The organism is Desulfomicrobium salsuginis, from assembly GCF_054657795.1.
Map to the genome: position 1 here is coordinate 273,520 of NZ_BAAHYA010000001.1, position 20,151 is coordinate 293,670.

The 20,151-nt window shown below is 46.7% G+C and carries 10 protein-coding genes; 7 read left to right on the forward strand and 3 right to left on the reverse strand.

The annotated features are described in order from the left end of the window. The first annotated feature begins 2 nt into the window (after positions 1-2). Genes ACYQ3G_RS01190 through brxL form a run of 4 tightly spaced genes read left to right on the forward strand, consistent with a single transcriptional unit; the run spans position 3 to position 10,234 of the window. Positions 3-2,354 (forward strand): phosphoadenosine phosphosulfate reductase domain-containing protein, encoded by a 2,352-nt coding sequence (locus ACYQ3G_RS01190; protein WP_459821592.1) that lies wholly within the window; start codon positions 3-5, stop codon positions 2,352-2,354. Further along, positions 2,347-6,492 (forward strand): hypothetical protein, encoded by a 4,146-nt coding sequence (locus tag ACYQ3G_RS01195; RefSeq protein ID WP_459821594.1) that lies wholly within the window; start codon positions 2,347-2,349, stop codon positions 6,490-6,492. Before ACYQ3G_RS01190 ends, ACYQ3G_RS01195 begins: the two co-directional genes overlap by 8 nt. Before the next feature lies 1 nt (position 6,493). Next, on the forward strand, positions 6,494-8,734 hold the full coding sequence (gene pglZ, locus ACYQ3G_RS01200) for a BREX-4 system phosphatase PglZ (RefSeq protein ID WP_459821596.1): 2,241 nt from the start codon (positions 6,494-6,496) through the stop codon (positions 8,732-8,734). A 12-nt stretch (positions 8,735-8,746) separates the two neighbouring features. Further along, positions 8,747-10,234, forward strand: coding sequence for a BREX system Lon protease-like protein BrxL (brxL, locus tag ACYQ3G_RS01205; RefSeq protein ID WP_459821598.1), 1,488 nt, complete (start codon positions 8,747-8,749; stop codon positions 10,232-10,234). A gap of 500 nt (positions 10,235-10,734) precedes the next feature. Here the strand turns inward: brxL and ACYQ3G_RS01210 are convergent, their stop codons facing one another. Continuing rightward, positions 10,735-11,085: a hypothetical protein gene (locus ACYQ3G_RS01210; RefSeq protein WP_459821600.1), complete on the reverse strand. Its 351-nt coding sequence runs from the start codon at positions 11,083-11,085 to the stop codon at positions 10,735-10,737. Positions 11,086-11,345: 260 nt separating this feature from the next. On the opposite strand from ACYQ3G_RS01210, the gene ACYQ3G_RS01215 reads away from it, so the two are divergent. Continuing rightward, entirely contained in the window at positions 11,346-12,779 is a 1,434-nt protein-coding gene (locus tag ACYQ3G_RS01215; protein WP_459821602.1) for a YecA family protein, read from the forward strand. A 96-nt stretch (positions 12,780-12,875) separates the two neighbouring features. Next, positions 12,876-13,745 (forward strand): ParB/RepB/Spo0J family partition protein, encoded by an 870-nt coding sequence (locus ACYQ3G_RS01220; RefSeq protein ID WP_459821604.1) that lies wholly within the window; start codon positions 12,876-12,878, stop codon positions 13,743-13,745. 278 nt (positions 13,746-14,023) lie between these two features. On the opposite strand, the gene ACYQ3G_RS01225 is transcribed toward ACYQ3G_RS01220, so the two are convergent. Then, positions 14,024-15,135, reverse strand: a protein-coding gene (locus ACYQ3G_RS01225) for an IS3 family transposase (RefSeq protein WP_459821606.1) whose coding sequence is annotated in 2 segments (ribosomal slippage) — positions 14,024-14,886 and positions 14,886-15,135 — 1,113 coding nt in all. Because the reading frame shifts where the segments join, the coding sequence is not laid out codon by codon here. A gap of 277 nt (positions 15,136-15,412) precedes the next feature. On the opposite strand from ACYQ3G_RS01225, the gene ACYQ3G_RS01230 reads away from it, so the two are divergent. Continuing rightward, positions 15,413-16,654 (forward strand): ISL3 family transposase, encoded by a 1,242-nt coding sequence (locus ACYQ3G_RS01230; RefSeq protein ID WP_459821608.1) that lies wholly within the window; start codon positions 15,413-15,415, stop codon positions 16,652-16,654. 641 nt (positions 16,655-17,295) lie between these two features. Here ACYQ3G_RS01230 and ACYQ3G_RS01235 read toward each other — a convergent pair. Then, complete coding sequence (locus ACYQ3G_RS01235) at positions 17,296-20,097, reverse strand: DUF927 domain-containing protein (RefSeq protein ID WP_459821610.1); 2,802 nt, start codon at positions 20,095-20,097, stop codon at positions 17,296-17,298. Positions 20,098-20,151 lie beyond the last annotated feature (54 nt).

The window sequence follows — 20,151 nt, forward strand, 5'->3', positions numbered from 1 at the left end:
AAATGTACTCGTATACTTACGACAAAAATACAGGCGGGATACTTCTTAACTCATCGCCAACGGGGTTCTCCAAAGAACCCCGTCCGGTTTACGCATCCGAGTTGGACTTATTGGGCTTTGATAAATATTGGAAGTACAATAAACAGACAGCAAAACCCTATATGTGGGCGGAAGCAAATTATTATTACTATCGCGGAACGCTCGTTGCAAAGCTAAGAGGTGGTAATGTCTACACTGCACCCGAGATAATCATTTCAAATGACGAAGACGGCAAACCGACAATGCCAGAACCTAATGGCAAATCGCTTCGCCCCGTTGACATAGATGCTATGGTGGAAGCAAACCGTGAAATGCTTGAGATCATTGAACAGAGCACAGTCAAGAAAATACTGGCAATCTACGCCAAGTACAAGGGGAGACTTGACTGCTTCCACGTAGCGTTTTCGGGCGGCAAGGACAGCTGCGTCCTGCTCGATCTCGTCAAAAAAGCCCTGCCAAAAGGCAGTTTTGTGGTGGTATTTGGCGACACAGGCATGGAGTTCCCCGACACATACGAGATCATCAAAGAGATTAAGCAGCAATGTACCAAGGAAGAGATACCATTTTACACTGCTAAGTCGCACCTTGACCCAAAAGATTCGTGGATTTTGTTCGGCCCTCCATCACGCGCCCTCCGTTGGTGCTGCTCTGTGCATAAAAGCGCCCCCCAAACGTTGAAATTGAGAGAGGTTACTGGCAAGAAGGATCTTGTAGGTCTTGATTTTGTAGGAGTTCGAGCACAGGAAAGCGTTGCTCGAAGCACCTACAAGTACGAAAACTATGGAGCGAAGCAAAAGGGACAGTTCAGCCATAATTCAATTCTTGAATGGACGTCTGCTGAGATATGGCTTTATATATTCGCAAATAATCTGCTGATTAATGAAACATACAAGAAAGGTAATAGCCGTGCTGGATGCTTGTTTTGCCCAATGTCTGGCGGAACAAGCGACTACTTACGCCGAAAAAACTATCCAAAAGATATTGATAAATATATTGATTCAATAAAAAACTCATATAATGATGACAAAAACAAAAAAAATAACACAGAATCATACATTATAAATGGAGGATGGAACGCTAGAAAGAATGGTCGTGATTTATCTAACAATGCTTCTCGTTGCATAGAAATAATTACCAACAAAATCTTGACGATAAAAATTACAAATCCAGATTCAGACTGGCTGGAATGGATCAAAACACTTGGAGATTTACATAGTGAAAATGGTGAATACTCCATTCAATTTAACGGAGAATACATTCATTTTTCTGTTAAAGAGATAAAGACCGGCTACATAGTAACAATCCCAGAAATTGTACTTAAAGAGCAACCTGCATTCGGGAAGATGTTCCGACAGGTATTTAGAAAAGCCTCATATTGCAAAGGTTGCCAAGTTTGTGAAGCGAACTGTCGGAACGGTAGCATCAGTTTTACTGACGGTAAAATCAAAATAACTAGCTGCATCAGGTGTCGCGAGTGTCACGCAATCGACAGTGGATGTCTGTTGTTTCACTCGCTACGCCATTCACAGGGGGGAGGTAACCCAATGAAAAGCCTAAACTCATTCGCCGATCACGCACCAAAACCGGAATGGTTACGTTCATTCTTTGAACTGAGGGAGGCTTTTTTTTCGGAGCATACGCTGGGCCCAATGATGTTCGACATGTTTAGACGATTCCTGAGAGATGCTTCCCTAAATACAAAGAACCACTTCACTTCATTTGCCGAGCTAATCTCTCAGATTGGCTGGGAAACAGACACGGCGCAAGGCCTGATTCTTATCAATCTGGTTGCCGAAAACCCGCAGATGCAATGGTATGTAAACAATTTTGACATCGGCAGAATTTATGCGCGCCAAACCGTTGAGGACATGTTAATCGCGGTTGATGTCAAGCCTAAAGATGCTAAATCAATCACTAAATCTTACAAACGTCTAGTCGAGACACCGCTCGGTACAAACCTTCATTGGGGCTTTGTTACAGATGATGGCGACCTCGTCCGCACGAAATGTTCAATAAGCGACTCGCGCGTGGCACTATACGGCCTGTTCAAGTTTGCAGAACAGTGTAACGACTATAAGGAATTCACGCTTGGGACACTCCTGAATGACAGTATTGATCGTAGCGGAGTCAGCCCAACCCGCATTTTTGGACTTGACCGCGATGATATGACGCCACTTTTATTGGGACTATCAGCAAAATATCCTGAATTTATTACTGCATCGTTCACGCATGACCTTGAAAAGATAATGCTAGCAGAGGACAAATCATCCCAGGATGTACTTGATTTGTTCAAAACGGATGCAGCTTATGTCTAATAATAAATACAGAGAATACTTTGAAATTGACGAAGAATATTTCCCTCAAGTCAACGATTCTTCTATTGCTGCAGCCAGTCCAGATTTTTGGACGAGGACATACCCACATTGTACGTTCATAGAAATGCTGCACAACATGGAGCGTGTATTAGCACGGCAAGAGAGGCGTTCACTCTGGATTGAGGGGGCTTACGGTACAGGAAAGTCGCAGTGCGCCTATGCGCTTAAGAAAATTTTTGAAGTACCGGAGGAAGAACTGCGCGCTTACTGGGATAGATACGAGCCACTTAGAAAGAAGACTGATCTGCTCGAAAAACTAATCGGTCACAAACAAAAGGGCATCGTAACCGCCTACCGATACGCTTCAGGAATGATTGACTCGCCCCGCGACCTCTTTCTTGCTGTTCAGGAATCGCTAAAGGCATCCCTGATAGAGCATAAACTTTACGCTGGCGAGAACACCTTGAAGGAGAGCGTCATCGCTTGGATTGACGAACCGTCACACAAGTTGTTCGTTGACGCACTGCTGAAAAAGCCGGAGTGGACGGCTCTGTTCAGCCAATCCACCGCTGATGAAGTACTTAGTTCCCTTCGAAAGGGCGGAGACGTCAAGATATTGATGGGTAACATCTTTCGTCTTGCTGACAAAGAGGGCATCACCGCGCTTAATATTGACGCTGATAGACTCATCGCTTGGCTGACAGACATTATCGATCGCAACAATGTTAAGATTGTCTTTATTTGGGACGAATTCTCCGATTACTTCAAGAACAACCGGGAGAGCCTTTCGGAGTTCCAGAAACTCGCGGAGTTGGTGAACCTGAAGCCGTTTTACTTCATCGTCGTTACCCACGAATCGGGCCAATTGTTCACTGCCGCCGACACAACTTGGACAAAGGTCCGCGACCGTTTTATTCCTGCGCGGATAGCTTTGCCAGACAACATCGCATTTAACCTCATCGGTCACGCTTTCAGCGTGAAGGCTGCCGCCAAACCGCAGTGGGACATTCTCGCCGACGACCTGAACGACCGAGTCAAGAATTCCCGCTCCAAGGTGATGGCGGTTGCGAAGATCGATAACCCACAGGTGATGAAGGATATTATGCCACTTCACCCGATGGCGGCACTACTGCTCAGAAACATAGCGGAAGCATTTAAGTCCAACCAACGTAGCATGTTCGATTTTATCAAATCCTCTAACACGGACGATGTGAAGGCCTTCCAATGGTACATTGAGAGTACAGGGCCTTTTGACGACCACCCGCTTCTCACGGTGGATATGTTGTGGAATTTTTTCTACGAGAAAGGCAGGGATCACCTCACGTCAGACATTCGCCTGATACTGGACACCTTTCCGCAGCAACAGAATTTGCGCGAAGATGAGAAAATTGTTTTAAAAGCTGTCCTTATAATGCAGGCGATTGACCAACGGCGGGGGGGCATGATCGACTTGTTAAAAGCCACAGAGCAGAACCTCAGCTATGTCTTTGAGGGCATCCCGAACTTAGAAGGAACGAAGTCAGCCAACCTTGCTAAAGGGCTCAAAGAAAAAGGAGTCCTGGTATCAAATCCCATAAGCGGTGGGCGATATGCCTACGCAGCCGCAGTGCTTGCGGGAGACCAAGCCAAAATCGACAACTATAAGAAAGAAATACGGCTAACCAGCACAACTTTGAAACTCGTAACCGAAGGAGGCCTTTCTACCGTACTACCTCTTTCACCTGCGTTGCGTCTTCGTTTTGAATCAGAACCGGGAACAGGCAAAATCACACCCGTGACCACCGCTGACTTAACGCGCACAATCAATATCCTCCGCGATAGAGCCACGGGCTGGAATTTCCACGGCGTTATCGCCTTTGCCAAGGACGATGCAGAAGCGGCTATCTTCCGGAAGACCCTCAGAGCGGCGGTTGCGGATAAGCAGTATGAGAGTATCGTATTCATCGATGCACTCTCTACTCCGCTTGGAATGGAAGCTTTAGAACAGTATCTAGACTTTTCCGCTATGGCAATGTACTATCAAGGAAGCAACAACTCGTCATCAAAAGAATGTTGGGATAAAGCAAAGCGCGTATTGGATCAAGAATGGAAAAACCGTATCTACAATGGCCAGTTTATAGTATACACGTACATTAATCAAGAAGGCGAAAAAATAGGCAACGGACAAGGAGTAGCCAGCGTCCTTCAGACCATCGTGACGACTAAATTCCCCTACGTGTTCGATTTTGCCAAGAATCTTACTGAGAGTCAGCTAAAAATAACTCCTGCGATGAAGCAGTCAGCAAAATCTGGTATTTCGCAGAATACGAGCGGTGTTGTTGGTGGAATAGAGAAGCACGTTCTTCCGACTGTTTGGAAAATTGATGGCTATTGGAATAACACAACAACAGCGTTCTTGCCTATCTCAAAAATCAAAGTCGAAGTAGACAAGCGCATTGAGACCGCTTTTGCCCGCGATGGGCAGATTTCAATCGGCGAAGTCTACGACATCCTTGAGAAAAGTTATGGCTTTGCGCCATGCAACCTCTCGTCGTTTATTACCGGTTTTCTTTTGAAAGAGTACGGCAACGAGCCATTCCGCTACAGCGATTCTTCCGGCGGACACGAACCGATGACGCAGAACAAACTTGCGGAAATGCTCGGGAACTATATCGGTAAATCTCCAAGGCCGACATACATAGTCAAGATGACCGCCGACGAAATGGCGTTTTATGATCTTACTGGAAAGGCGTGGATGATACCTGAAAATTCGTGTTCTTCCGCAAGCCAGGCTGCAAGAGCCGTATCTGAGAAAATGCGAGGTCTAAACCTGCCGGTATGGTGCCTGGAAGAAGTGGACACGATCGGCATTTTTGATGTGGTTCAAAAGTACATTGCACTTGTTCAAAAGGAAGGCACTGAAGCTCATAAGGTCGCAGTTGAAATCGGAAAAATTGCGACCGCCAAGCCTTCGCTTAGCGATAGCTTGTTCACATTACTCACTAGTGAGAACTGCCAGAAAGGTATGCGCAAGTATCTTCGCTCCTTTGAGGGGGGCAAGATCATGAAGCTTGCAACGGAAATCGGCGCTGAAAACGATGTGCTTGCCGACATCCGGCGCTTGTTCGGAGTTAAGCACTCTTGCCTTTGGGATAAGCAAACAGGCGAGGATGAAATACGTAAGCTGTTGACAGAGTATGGAGTGGTCAAAGAGAGCAATGCAATTCTGAATATTGCTGCGCATTCCTTGACCGAAGTTTACAAAGAATGGCGTGAACAGCTGAAATTTATTGGCATCTCGTGTGAAGCTTTGCGGGCAAAGTATCCCCCCTTGGCAAAAGTCCTCGATTCACTCCTGAAAATCTATAAGCAAGAAGATATCCTGATCGAACAGTTGAAAGAGTTTTATACAGAATTGGTGGAACACGGCGCGGAAACTAGGGAATTGCTGAACAACAGACGTGTTTTTACCGAGATCTATGAGCCGTACCTTGAAGACCTGAGCGATATCGACATTGCTGACGTAAAGAGCAAGCTCCAAACAGACATGTTTAAATTATCGAAAACTGATTGCAACATCAAGGTTAGAGAGACTGCCGATGAGTACCGTAAGAATCAGCTAAAATCGCAACTTTTCCGCCTATGGACGGACAAAACAGGGACGAAGAACCCGCGTGAATGGTCTAGCCGTCACAGAACGCCTATTCTATGCTGTGTAGCCGAAACTGAATACGAAAAAGCAAAAAAAGTATTTGAAACACTCAACAGGAATAAAGGAACAGACTCCGAAATCAAAGAAGCTCTGTCATTCCTTGAATCCACTACTCTATTTGATATTATTACAGATGAAAGCAAAATTAATTCTGCATTTCATAAAGATATTATCGGCGAATACAGTATTTTGCTTCCAGATTTTGACAAGGTCAGAGACACACTCGACCGCCTCAGCGTCGACACTTACGATTGGCGTGACAATCCAAGCGTCAAAGGCAAGGTGAAGCAATTAGCCGAAGCTGAATACAACGCTGGCGGCAGCAATAAAGTTCTTTTGAAGATCGATGAGATGGACGATGCTCAGTCAAAACAATACCTCAAACGACTCGTTAAAGACAGCATTACAGTTGGTATTGAAATACTGGCGAGTGAGGCCGGGAAATAGAATGCAAATTGACATGATAAAGAAATATCTGACATCTTCCGTCAATACACCATATTTTCTTTTTATTAGCGACGGCCAGTATGCAACTGCAAAAAATGAGCTATCGGCGTTAGGACTTGATTTCACCCCTATAAGTCGTTTTTGCACCAATGACGACAAAATACCTGACATCGACGAACTCCTCACCTTCATACAGGGTGTAGGCGCAAACTCTAACGGGAAAAAATTTGTTATAACCGGACTTGGCGAGTTTCTCGCGCTTCGCGGGAGTGATGAGGCAACACGCACCTTGTCACGACTGAAAGACTATAATGTCGGCAACGCAAAAGTTGTGCTGTTACTAAGAGGGCTTTCCTTGATGATTGCCGGGTTGCAAACCGACCCACGCTTTGACAGCCGTCGGCTCGGTATCGTTGACCAGGCTGAATGCGATTTATCATTTACCCTTGCAGCACCATTTGTCGGATTGTCGACTTTATGTGGTTTCAAAGCAATGCTTGCTGAACTCGAAGATGGACGTTGTGGCAACGTTGTCGTGAACACATCTGTCAAACTAGATAAGGCATTATTCACCATACATCAAATCAGCAACGCTTACGAAGGCGTTAAGTTCTTAACAAAGGGCTTTACCTTGGCGCGTTGCTGCGGAAACGATGAACACTGGGCAGAGCTGCTGATAGAGCTCAACCAGAGCAACTGCTCGCTTGAAAAAGTTTTCGAAAAACACGATTTTTGCAACAATTTGGAGTCAGATTTTTACACCCGCATTGCAGGGAGCGACTACCGCAACTGGCTCTATTTTATTTGCCTGAAGAGTAACGTAGGCGTATTACAAAATGGATATCTACGGTTCGTACTAGAAAAAACAAATCTTTTTGAAGAATTTACTCGGAATATCCTGAACACAATAATTGATGTCTCACACATGGATAAGCGATTTCTCTCGTTTTATTCTGAGCGCAAGGCGTTGGTCGACAAATTCCCAGAGTCAGATATCGCAGACTTCGTCGTAAATAATCGACAAACAATGTCCGAAAGCATTTATAAGCTGACGGATAGAACTAGTGTAGAACGTGAAGAGATTATCGCTTGGATCTCAAGAAACGGAATTGTTTCTGTACTTGATCGCATCTATCCTGTACTGGCAGCCTACCTTAAAAAATACGTTTTTAAAGGCTCTGAGCTCTCTGATTTGCTGACTGAGTACTTCGAAGCATATAAACGACAAAAACTATTTAACAAACTCGAGCCTGAATTCTTAAATAAAGTCGATACACTTGCTCTTTCGCGGGAGTTCAACAGATTACCGACGCGAAATGAAATTTTGGATAGCGCGGATAATAATGACACATTCCTCTACTGGCTTGACGCCCTAGGTGTTGAATATTTAGCTTTAATTGAAGACTTGGCACAAAAGCGCGGTTTGTCGTTCAAGGTTAAAATTGCTCGTGCGAAGCTTCCGACAATAACAGCTATAAACCGTGACTTTTTTGATGCGTGGCATGGTTTGAAAGAAAAAAACAATGAACTTGATGATATCAAGCACAGTGACTCCGGTGGCTTTAACTTCACCAATAATGAATTACCTATCCATCTTGCCAAAGAGTTGAATATCATCACTACACTAATTGAAAAAGCAGCTACAAAACTTACGCTAAGGCATTGTAAGCACTTCTTGATTGTAAGCGATCATGGCGCATCTCGACTTGCAGTACTGCGTCGCAAAGAGGAAAAATATGACACGGATACCACTGGCAAACATTCTGGGCGTTGCTGTAAGCTGTTCCAGCCCTATGAACTCCCGTTCGCCGCAGAGGAAAACGGATATCTTATTCTTGCCGATTACGGACGCTTCAAGGGAAGCCGTGCGGCAAATGTGGAGGTTCATGGCGGGGCGTCGTTGGAAGAGGTCGTAGTTCCAGTTATTGAACTTTCGCTGAAAGCCGAAAGCGTAACAGTCAAGCTGGTCGACGAAACTGTGACCGTAGATTTCCGAACCGGAACGGAGATTAAGCTGTTCCTCAATTCGCCGATGCAAGATGTTTCTGTCATCCTGAATGGAAAGTCCTACTTGGCTACGAAGATGGACATAAACCACTACTCCGTGAAGTTACCAGATATAAAACGAGCTGGCGGCTACCAAGCGGATGTATACGCAGGGGACAACCTGATTGGAAATATTATGATTAAGGCACAAGGCAAGAGCGGTAAGATCAATGACGCTTTTGATGACTTGTTTTAGGAGGTACGATTGATGATTGAAAAACTCAGAAATTGCTTTGACGAGATGGTCGTGTATAAAGACCTCAAGAAAAGCAACTTCTTTTCCGCTCTGAGCCTGCCTTCCTTCATGCGTGACTGGCTTTTAAAGAAGTTTGAGGACGAAAACGGTCGCTTCAACTCAGACGAGTTGGTTAACTTTGTACGAACGTACTTGCCGCGAAAGGACGACTGGAAGACAATAAAGGATAAGGTAATAATCGAACAAGAACGAGTGAAGTTCCTTGCCAAAGTGTCGGTAGATATCGACATCAGGACAAGCGAGGTTTCATTTGCATTGCCAGACTTCGGGTTGTCACACAAAGATACCATCATTGAAGACTCCGTGTGGCAAACCTGCAAAAACGACTTACTGGGCGGTCGTGAAATTTGGGGAATGCTAGAAATCGCGCACCGTCAGCCTGATGACTACGGCATGGTCTCTTCAAGAAATAGGGCAAAGAGTGCTAGCTGGGGTAAAATCAAGCTGACTGGATTTAAGACTTTTTGCCCGTATACCATTGATCTTGATTACTACAAAGATGCACGTCGAGAATTCAGTACAGAGGAATGGCTTGATGTGTTACTTGGTGCTGTAGACTACAATGCAAGCGGCTACCTCGGCGATGAGGAAAAGAAACTTACAATGCTTACCCGCTTACTTCCGTTTGTTGAAAAAAGGCTAAATCTCATCGAACTAGCCCCAAAAGGAACGGGAAAGTCATATCTATTCGGTCGCGTCAGTCGCTTCGGGTGGCTTTCAAGCGGTGGTGTTATGAGCCGTGCAAAAATGTTCTATGACCAGAACAAGCGTGTCGAGGGTTTAGTGTCAGGCAACGACTTTATCACTCTTGATGAAGTGCAGACCATTTCATTTACCGATATGGACGAAATGCGCGCTGCGCTGAAGGGTTATCTTGAATCGGGAATCTTTACAGTCGGCAACTATGAGGGAACCGCCGAAGCGGGTGTTATTCTGTGTGGTAACATTAAAAAAGAAACAATGGATGAGGATGGTTTCGGAAATATGTTTGAGGAATTACCATCTGTATTCCATGAGTCAGCCTTGATCGAACGCTTTCACGGCTTTATTAAAGGCTGGAATATCCCCCGCATGAATGATGATCTCAAAATTGCGGGTTGGGCATTAAACTCAGAATACTTCTGCTCGATCATGCATGAACTTCGCGATGACATGAGTTATCGCGCAATAGTCGATGATTTAATTGAAGTCCCTGAAGCTGCAGATACCCGTGACACAGAAGCAGTTAAGCGTATTGCTACAGCTTATTTAAAACTTTTATTCCCGCAAGTCCGTAGTTCAGAAGATATTACCGCACGTGAGTTCAAGCGTTATTGCCTTGACAGAGCTAGAAAGATGCGAGATACAATTAAGTATCAACTAGGTATTCTCGATGTTGAATATCGAGGAAAAGATATTCCTGCATTTTGCGTTAGACTTTGCGGGGAAGAAGTCGAGTGATTACATGAACAATAGAAGCTGTTATATTTGTCGGAGGGGGAACTTAAGCAAAAACGAAATTGGGCTGACCAAGATACTGATCAACAAGGATTCAAAGCGGTTCTATTGCTTTGATTGCCTTGCTGAGTATTTAGAGGTCGACACTGATTTCCTGCACGCTAGGGTTGCGGAACTCAAAGAGCAGGGATGCACACTATTCTGAGAATGGCGAAGTCGTGAATAACGTTATCAACCCAAGGCAATGAAAAATCCAACGACGGCAAATAGATTACCAGATCAGAGATCCAATCATTAACAAAATGTACCTCAAAAGGCGTCAATTTCCGGACAACCTCCTGGCAACACCTGAGCGCCTTCCTCTCGCATCCTCTGGTTGACGAACTGACACGCTATGTCGGGTGGAAAATGATCAATTCCAAGATGATAAGAAAATCCGGCTAATAAGTTCCGGCTGAACCATGCCAAGACAACCGGAACCCTGTAGATCACGTTGTCACTTTTCAAGAAAATGAGATGGTCCGATCCATGTTCATTCCAAGCGGATTATCAACATAATCGCCGCAAACCTCTATGTCGTTTATATCCTCACCTATGCGTATGAACAAATAATCATCAGCATGAAGATCACCAAGATAATCTTCCACAAAGGCTACATCTGGACTCGATGAATTCCAAGTGCACCTGTCCCAACACCATGCCTGGCAGCCTTCATTCTCAATTTTAACATCAGCCTCTTTGAGCAAGGCAAGCACTTCTCTTTTGAGTCGTTTTGGCAATTCACCAATACTTTCTTGCATAGCGACTGCAATTTCTCCAGGGACACAAATACCAACGCGTGAACGATATGCCATGATAATACCCCTTATTTGAATATATGCTGTTATTAATAAATTGATCTAAATTTAAAATTCATGAAAATGCGCACTCCCAGCAGCCAACGACACCAGAACAGATTATACCACTGCGAAGCGACACACATAGTGTCCCGAATGTGTCGCAATCCTTGCCGAACAAGCCTTGCGAGTTCAGATTGTGGAAAATGACGAACAATCGTAGGAGTTGAACCAGAAGACGGCTTGATACCGAAATCCTTTCAGGGAGAAGATGTGCGGTGAAAATATCCCGGAACGCCCCATGCCCTTGCGGCAGTGGACAGAAATACAAGAAATGTTGCCTGCCCAAGGAAGAAAGTCAGGATTTTTCCTACCGAAGAATCAGCCAGACCTTCCAAAGCCTGACCGGCAAGCTCATGACCTTTGCGCAAAACACGCTTGAAGCAGAAGGCATGGACGAGGCCATCGACACATTCCTGCTCTGGAGCGAAGAACTCGATCACGAGGACACCATCGATGAACTCTCACAGGTGATGGTGCCTTGGATTCTCTGTAGCTGGGATCTGACGCAGCCGGACATCGATGAACTTGATTTTGAAATTGCCCTCCCCGCCGACACCACGATCGCGGAACTCTACCGCCAAAAACGATCAAACAAGATCGACAGCCTGGAACTTCACGTCCTTGAATCCGTAGGTCGTCTGGTCTTTTCGTTCTATGAGGTCACGGCTGTCTTTCCGGGCAACGGCTTCGCCTGCATCGACATTCTCACCGGCAGTTTGCACAGGGTCACAGATCACAGCGCCTCAGAGTGGCTGGCTCAAGGGTCCATCCTGTTTTGTGCCATCTCCAGGGTCGACGACGTTGAATTTCTTTCTGCCGCGAGCCCCATATCCTTCCCTCTGCCATGGAAAGCGCATGTCATCGACCTGCGCACTTCCTTGATAGGCAGAAAAAAAGCGCTCTCAACGGATGAGCTGCCAGAATACGAATATGAGATTCGCGAGGTTTTTCTGGAATTGTACGCGGCGGCCATCAACCCTCCGTCTGTGTCGAACACGGATGGCGATCCTCTCTCCCTGCAGACGCTTCACTACCGCATCTCAAGCCCGAAAGATGCCTTTGACGCCCTGGTCCACCTCTGCGTGACGGAGTCGCCAGAACAGCTCCTTGAAAACGCCGACTATACTGAGAGAGGTGAACTCGCTGGCGTAACAATCCCCTGGAGTCGCCTTGAAACAGCGAAAATCACGACAATGTCGAACACCATCCTCGGCTACATTGACATCGAAAGTGAATCCATGACCGTCGAAGTGAACTCGGAAAAAAGAGCGGCTGAAATCCGGGAAATCATTCAGAGCGTGATGGGCGACAAGGCGCACTACAAAACCACAAGCATAAAGCCAATGCGTGCCGCTGGAGAGCGCGCCGAAGACGATGAAGACCCGCTTGGTTTCCACAACAAGATGATGCAAGACCCTGCGGTCAAGGAACACATGGAAAACATGTTTCTCGACCACTGGGGTCAATGGGTCGATACCCCTCTTCCGATCCTTGACGGACAGACTCCCCGGGAAGCGGCAAAATCACCCAACGGACGGGAAAAAGTTGATGCCCTGATCCGCAGCGCGATCCATAACTCCGAGAAAAGCCCGGACCTCGAAGTTCAGAAGAAAGGAATCGAGCGTGCGCGAATGGAACTGGGATTATAATTCACGGCGAAGAGGAATTGTCGAAAAATTCTATATTGCTCAATGATAAGCCCAATGCTCAGAAGCCATCGAACGATTCATTCCGAGGGAGACGACATGGGAAACTATAAATGCGGAAAGCTCTACAATCTCGCGCTGAGCGGTCTGACACCAAACCCTGATCAGCCACGAAAGTTATTCTCAGAAGTTGAAATCGAAAAGCTCGCAGAGTCGATCAAGGAGAAAGGGCTCCTCCAGCCCATCCTAGTCAAAGAGCTGGAAGACGGACAAATCATCATCGTATCTGGCGAACGCCGATTCAAAGCTCATGAACGACTCAAGCTTGAATCAATACCCGCCTGGTTCACAACCGGAGACCCTGAAGAACTTGCCCTAGTGGAAAATCTGGTCCGAGAAGATCTGACCGCCATAGAGACCGCCGAGGCTCTCAAGCGATTACAGGAGAAGTTCGAAGGAAAATCGCAAAAAGTCCTTGCAAAATTGCTTGGCAAGACAGAGTCCACAGTTTCAGAAATATTATCCCTCAACAAAATACCAATTGAGATTCGAGATGAAATCAGACACGACAAACGATATGCAATAAGAGAATTAAAAACTATTGCAAATAAAAAGACAGAAGAAGATCAAAGAATTCTTTTCCAGAAATATAAAGACAGAATTAAAGATCGATATTCCAGTGGGCACTCTCTGAAACAAAATACAGTAAAGGACGACACTTATCACCGACAAAAACTCACGAAAATAATAGAATATTTTAAGTCCATGAGAGAACCATATAAATTGGCCATATTAAGGCCTTTGGATAATGAGCTGCACGAAGCCAAAAACAGCCTTGAAGAATTGATTCATGATTTCAACGTAATGACCAAAAACTTCGACGCGTCGAAGACCGTTATCCATAAAAGACGTGCACCCAAAGACTCACAATCAACTGACACTGATGGCCAAGCTAATGGCCATCAGTAATCACTATCTTTTTAAATCACCATTGATTCAAGGCGTCACTAAATAATAAGATTGTCCTCAGAAAGTCATAATGAATTTTCTTGCGGACTATTACTATAATATATACCGAAATCTACAAAACAGCGCCCATTGTGGGCAACAGAGGTGGGTAGTTTATCGCGTAGCTACCCACCTCTTGATTTTTCAACAGACGAGCAGTCAGATGCTAAACAGCAGCGCCAAATTGTCATACAAATCATTAAATTTCCATATTGACCTGCCGGGAAACTTCGGACCACTCAATTCTTGAGGGTTTCCCCATGGTTCAGGTTTTTCCCATACTGCCGACAGAAGTGCTCGGGCGTCATGTTGTTCAGGCTTGAATGCGGACGAACGGAGTTATAGTGCCTTCTCCATCCCTCGATCACAACCCGCGCCTCGGCCCGACACCGGAACCATTCCATCGACAGGCACTCGTCGCGAAATTTGCCGTTAAAACTCTCGTTCAAACCGTTCTGCCATGGCTTGCCAGGCTCAATCAGCGCCAGTTCCAGAGACTCCCGAGCCGCCCATTTCAGCAGCGCCTTCGACACGAATTCCGGGCCATTGTCAGAGCGTAGGCTCAGAGGGGCTCCACGTTCGCTGATCAGGCGGGACAGCACCTCGATCACCCGGCCCGACCTGATGCTGCCGGCAACATCTATAGCCAGGCACTCACGCGTGTATTCGTCCACTACGGTCAGGCATTTGATCTGCTGACCGTTTGCGCAAGCGTCGTAGACAAAGTCGTACGCCCACAGTTCGTTGGCTCCCATCGGCAGTTGCGGTCTTGGGCGGGATGCAGCCACGCGTTTCCGAGGCCGCTTCCTGGGCACCTGCAACCCGGCCTTGGACCACAGCCGGAACGCCCTGTCGACGCCCATGACATGCCCCAGCCGTTCCATGAATACGTTGATCCGGCGGTATCCGAAACGCGGATACGTCGCAGCCAGACCAGCCATGGCCACCATCAGCGGCTTGTCCCGGGCCTCCAGTCGCGACTCGTAGTGAAGCGACGACCGGGAAGTGGATAACAGCGCACACGCCCTGCGTTGTGAAAGTCCGCGACTCCTGGCGTACGCCACCTGGAGCCGTCGGGCGGGTGCGCCTACCACTTTTTTGCGGCGATCTCTTTCATGACCTCGATTTCTAGGTCGCGCTCCGCAAGGATCTTCTTCAATCGCGTGTTCTCTTGCTCCAGCAGGCGCAGCCGCTTCACGTCATCGGCGGACATGCCTGCAAACCGCTTGCGCCACGTGTAGATCGTCTGCTCGCTGATTCCATGCTTCTTGGCCACCTGGGCCACCGGGCTGCGGTCGGCTTCGCGCAGGATGCCTACCATCTGCTCTTCGGAAAATCTTCCCTTTTTCATCAGTTCCCTCGTGGTTGAGGGAGAAACCTATCTCAAGTTTCGACTGGTCTGAAAAGAGCCGAGCAGGTCAATATGCCAGAAGAATACTACTGATTAGCAATAATTATCAGCACAGTTACTAAAATTGTTATGCCAATACAGTTATGAGACTTGACAACCAGCGTGATGCTCCCGCCCGCAAATCCAAAAAGAAGAAAAAATAGTCGGTTCTTCGTCGTTTGATGTGGAATTGACCGACCTCAATCAGTTTGGGTAGCCCTCCCTCAGGAGGACTGCCATGCAAGCTGAAGAAATTTTTGCCTTGGGCCTCGGCCTCACGCCGCCCTGGAAAGTTATGAGCCAACGTCTTGATACCGACCACTCGCCTTCAAAGCTCCACCTGGAGATCGGTGCCGACCGCGGAGCGCTGTACCCGTGTCCCAAGTGCGGAGCCGCGTGCAAGGCTCATGACTTCAAGGAATTCACGTGGCGGCATCTCAACTTCTTCCAGCATCACTGCTACCTCACAGCCCGACTGCCGAGGATCAATTGCCCCGAGCATGGAATCCGACGCGTCGAAGCCCCATGGGCCAGGGAAGGCAGCCGTTTTACCCTCCTTTTCGAGCAGGTTGTCATGAGCCTCGTTCGAGAAATGCCGGTCAATGCCGTCGCGCGTCACGTCGAGGTAACGGATACCCGCTTGTGGCGAATTGTTCGCCACTATGTGTCCAAAGCCATCGCCGTGCTGAACCTGAAAGAACTCAAGGCCATCGGTCTGGATGAGACCGCGTCCAAGCGTGGACACAACTACATCACCGTCTTCATCGACCTGGACCGGCCCGACAAACCCGTGGTCTTCGCGACTCCCGGCAAAGGCAAGGAATGCTTGACGCAGTTCTGCGCGTTCATTGAAGCCCATAAAGGCCATCCTGAAAACATCGTCGAGGTGGTCTGTGACATGTCGCCTGCGTTCCTTTCCGCCGTCGAACAGAAGTTCAGATCTGCCTCGGTGACAGTAGACTGGTTCCGTGTCGTCCAACTCTTCACCAAGGCCGTCGATGACGTCAGAAGGCTTGAGGCCAGGCAGTCAAAGCTGCCGGACCACACCCGCTGGGCCGTGCTCAAGGGTGCCGAAACAACACGCACGCAGAATCAGGAGAACGCACTCCTGGAACTCGTCGAGCAGGGCTTCGCTACAGCCAAGGCTTACCGTGTCAAAGAACTTCTGCGCTGGGTTCGACGGGCCGAATCGAAGCAGGCCGCCAAGTGGCGCATCACCCATTTTCTCAAGCATGCCGCCGAGTACGCGGCCGACTGCCCGCTATTGGAACCCCTGCGCGGAGCATTGGCCAGCTTTGAAAGGCATTTGCCGCGAATCCTTCATCGTTGGCACTCCTTGCACACCAATGCGAGGCTCGAAGGCTTCAATGGCCTGTTCCAGGCGGCAAGGGCCAGGGCCCGAGGATACCGGAACGTGGAGAACTTCATCACCATGGTCTACCTGATTGCGGCCCCGATTCAGGTCGTGGTGGCTTCATGAATTCCACATCAAACGACGAAGAACCAAATAGTCTTGTTACGCCTATTCTGATTGCGGATCATAAAAGACATATTCAAGCATTTGGTTGAGCCCATTGGGGCAAGGAAGGCTGGTAGGTGATCGCGTCCTACCAGCCTTTCAATTTTATCAAAGTGCTCAAACTATTCAGCCTCAATAACATCTATCTGAATTAACCAAATTGTATTGAGCATCATCGGATCTCAATTATTTATTGGCCCAAGTTTGATCGGCATTTTGCTGTGCGTTTTGTGCGACACGAGTGGCTCTGTCTGGCAAAAAATCCAGATTTTTCTTGCAAATATTAACTCGCACAAACGCACAAAACGCACAGACGTTTTTTCCCGAAACATTATCCATACTCCACAAAAGACCTTGAGTCTAAAACTTATTCATACTCGAATGATGAATGTGTTAATACACTTTACTAATCATCATCTATGCTTGATAAAAATTTACTACAACAATAAATATATCTTATTCATTACTACCCTATTTTATCAAAACGCAAAAATAGCCTGTGCGTTTTGTGCGTCTGTGCGACATAAAAAAACCTGATAAAATCAGGCTATTTCAGTATTACACAGCTTCAAACTCGCACAAAACGCACAAACTCAACTTTATCAAAATAAATCATCCAGATCTAACGACGACGCTTCAACGCTAAGAGTCGACTCTTGATCAACTTTTTCCTCCCAGGCGCTAGGAATAAAGGTGAGCCCTCGATGATTAGCACCATCAATAGACTTCGTTTCGCGAATAGTACCATCATTCTTAAGTTCAATCCATCCTCGCTTACTCAACTCATCTAAGACAGGCTTTCTGTTGACGCCCCGCAAAATTTCATTGAAAACTGCAGGCAACATCAAATAGCGCTTACAACCAGAACTATCATTCCAAGAGTAGCCCGCTTTTCTCATACGCGTATCTGTCTTTGCATAACAAATTGGAACATACCGCTGTTCTGATTCAAGCTCAAAATGATCTTGAATTCTCCTGAGTCCTTTATAGGTTTCTAGATCCCCAATACAATCACGCTGGCTTAGCCAGATTTTAAACCACTGAGCAGCAGATTTCGATACATCTTCTTTCTCGTAAGGAAAAATCCCGCAGTTGATGGCAAATTCACCAGCGCTTGCGATCAATGCAAACTTGCGGCACACGCGACGTACTTGGCCAGAAGAACCTTCAGGACTATTTTTCTCTACAAATTTCTGCGCTTTTTCACAGATAAGGGCGACGTTTTGCATCTTCTTAGATGGGCTTGAACCACAAAATGCCGTCAAAAATGCGCGCAGTGGACTACCGTAATACTTCTGGCAACTGCTTCCAAGGTCATCGCTCAAACGCGCGCTATCATCATAACCATGTTTATTTTGGTAGAGATCCTGCCCAATCCCAGCGTCAATGGGCAGATCGATAACCCTGACCTGTTGTCCAACATGAACGGTGTATTTACCCGTCTCCTGAATCTTATCATTAATCGTAAGCTCCCCAGTGGAAAGAAAGTTAAGCAACCAATTGCCAACGTTACGGGCGGAAGCATCTGATTTCATACGTGCCTTGCCCTGACCATTAGCGAGCATGTAAGGAATTTGAGCAATAGTTTCCGCCGAAGCTTGCCCTATCTCATCAAGGACCAAGAGATTGTCATCGTGCAAGACAGCTGTGTTTTCAATTGCATTATGCGTGCTGTTCCATTGTCGCATAAAACCTTTGTGACCTCCCCCGCCACAAACACTCCCGGCCACATGGGCAGCAGTCGACTTTCCAGCTGAGGATGAACCGTAAATATGAATACCGCCACCTTCGAAACCACATGGCCTTAGCAGTGGTCCGGTCAACGCATAACTGGTCAGCAGAACAAGCAGAGAGTTGTCCCTACAAAATTTGCCTACATGGTCTTTCCATTCATCGAGTGAACCAGAAACCTGATGCAGGCTCGTCATATGGCTTTCAAAATAAATTTCCTCATCGAATGGACTCCCAAAAATCTGGTCAGGCAGCACATATGCGTCTCCCTGCCAACCGACCTTGCTAAAACGGAGAAACAACTGGCCCGCCGGAGCATTTGCTTGCAGATATTCCATGAATAAGGACTGTGCCTTTGGGGCATTAGAAAACTCAACGCCATTATCTGCAAGGAGCGCCCTCACGGTGTCACCACGCCCCACACAATCTTTCATGTTGATGATAATCTTTTTCTTCACACCGTCCGGCGCCTTAATCTCAACGAGCCTCGACCACTCCAAAGACTCCGGGGTCCGAAGCTTTCCCAATATTTTCACATAACTACAGATACGCTGCCCCGCAACTAAGCTATCTTTGTCTGCACCGTAATACACTCCGTCTTCTTCAAGGGTAAAAGCCGATGCAGCCTGGGAGATTATCGCCTGTTGCCTCATCCAAAGATATCGGGGGCTCCCCACGTTACAATTTTTGCCACAGTTATGAAGTTCTTTTAAATGCGAACAAGGTAGATCATTAGATTGGTGTTCACAGCGCCGAATCTTATCTTCTGTCTCCTTTTCAGAATAATTGGGATACCCTTGACTGAAGAAGTGGACGATCGGCTTGGCTTCAGGGCCAAAACCCATCAATATCTTAACCATAGCCCACCATTCCGGCTCTGAGAGGGCCTGCCTATTGTTCCAGCAGTGTGCGATAAATCCACAATCCAGAAGTGAATCTAAGCCCAGTCTCGCTCCACGACGTCTACTCAGGATATTCCTAATGCTCAAAACAGAAGAATATAATTGCTCCACCGCTGAAGATCTCTCGGGTGGATCCGCCACAACAGGAAAATCCAGTCTTGGTGTATCTGCCATAGCGAGTAGAAGCTTAGCATCATATTTCATTAATTCGTCATATGTGACTGGGACCTTGTACCGCCCGTTAGCCCTTTTAATATTTTCACACCGTAAAAGCCTTCCCTTACCCATATTGTACATTTGTAAATCCAGAATTTTGGCGCAATCTCGTTCGCTCCATGTGCGCATTATAAATTTTATCATTTCTTTATATATGAGTGGCAAAAATGGGTGCCCGTCCTCTGCGCCAAATATTTCCGCTGGAATTTCCACATGGCACCCTTTTCCTCCGGATATCCAGTACTTTAAGTTATATGGATTAACACCATACGTCCCAAGAAGTGTTCCCCAAACTAAATCTCTTGTGAAGTTAACTGCTACCTCAGGATCTGATTTATAATCTATGTCCAAAATGAGAGAGCCATAGCGGATTGGCTCTGGTCTTCCATCTGTTGGCTCGTAACTGAACGATGTCGTACTGAAAGCGGTATATCCATCTTCCAACGCTTGTTTACGGGCAACTTCACTGTCCGGAATAACTTTCCAAGAATTGTCTCTTCCTTCAACTCTGTCAGCATACCCTGCATACATAATTCTCATTTCTTGACTTTTCATTGCATAACTCCAGTATTGAAATATTCACACTAGTGAGCGATAAATTGCGAATAG

Excerpts from the sequence above, each read along its gene's own strand:
- ACYQ3G_RS01190 (WP_459821592.1), top strand. The coding sequence starts at position 3 with ATGTACTCGTATACTTACGACAAAAATACAGGCGGGATACTTCTTAAC.
- ACYQ3G_RS01195 (WP_459821594.1), top strand. The coding sequence starts at position 2,347 with ATGTCTAATAATAAATACAGAGAATACTTTGAAATTGACGAAGAATAT.
- pglZ (WP_459821596.1), top strand. The coding sequence starts at position 6,494 with ATGCAAATTGACATGATAAAGAAATATCTGACATCTTCCGTCAATACA.
- brxL (WP_459821598.1), top strand. The coding sequence starts at position 8,747 with ATGATTGAAAAACTCAGAAATTGCTTTGACGAGATGGTCGTGTATAAA.
- ACYQ3G_RS01210 (WP_459821600.1), bottom strand. The coding sequence starts at position 11,085 with ATGGCATATCGTTCACGCGTTGGTATTTGTGTCCCTGGAGAAATTGCA.
- ACYQ3G_RS01220 (WP_459821604.1), top strand. The coding sequence starts at position 12,876 with ATGGGAAACTATAAATGCGGAAAGCTCTACAATCTCGCGCTGAGCGGT.
- ACYQ3G_RS01230 (WP_459821608.1), top strand. The coding sequence starts at position 15,413 with ATGCAAGCTGAAGAAATTTTTGCCTTGGGCCTCGGCCTCACGCCGCCC.
- ACYQ3G_RS01235 (WP_459821610.1), bottom strand. The coding sequence starts at position 20,097 with ATGAAAAGTCAAGAAATGAGAATTATGTATGCAGGGTATGCTGACAGA.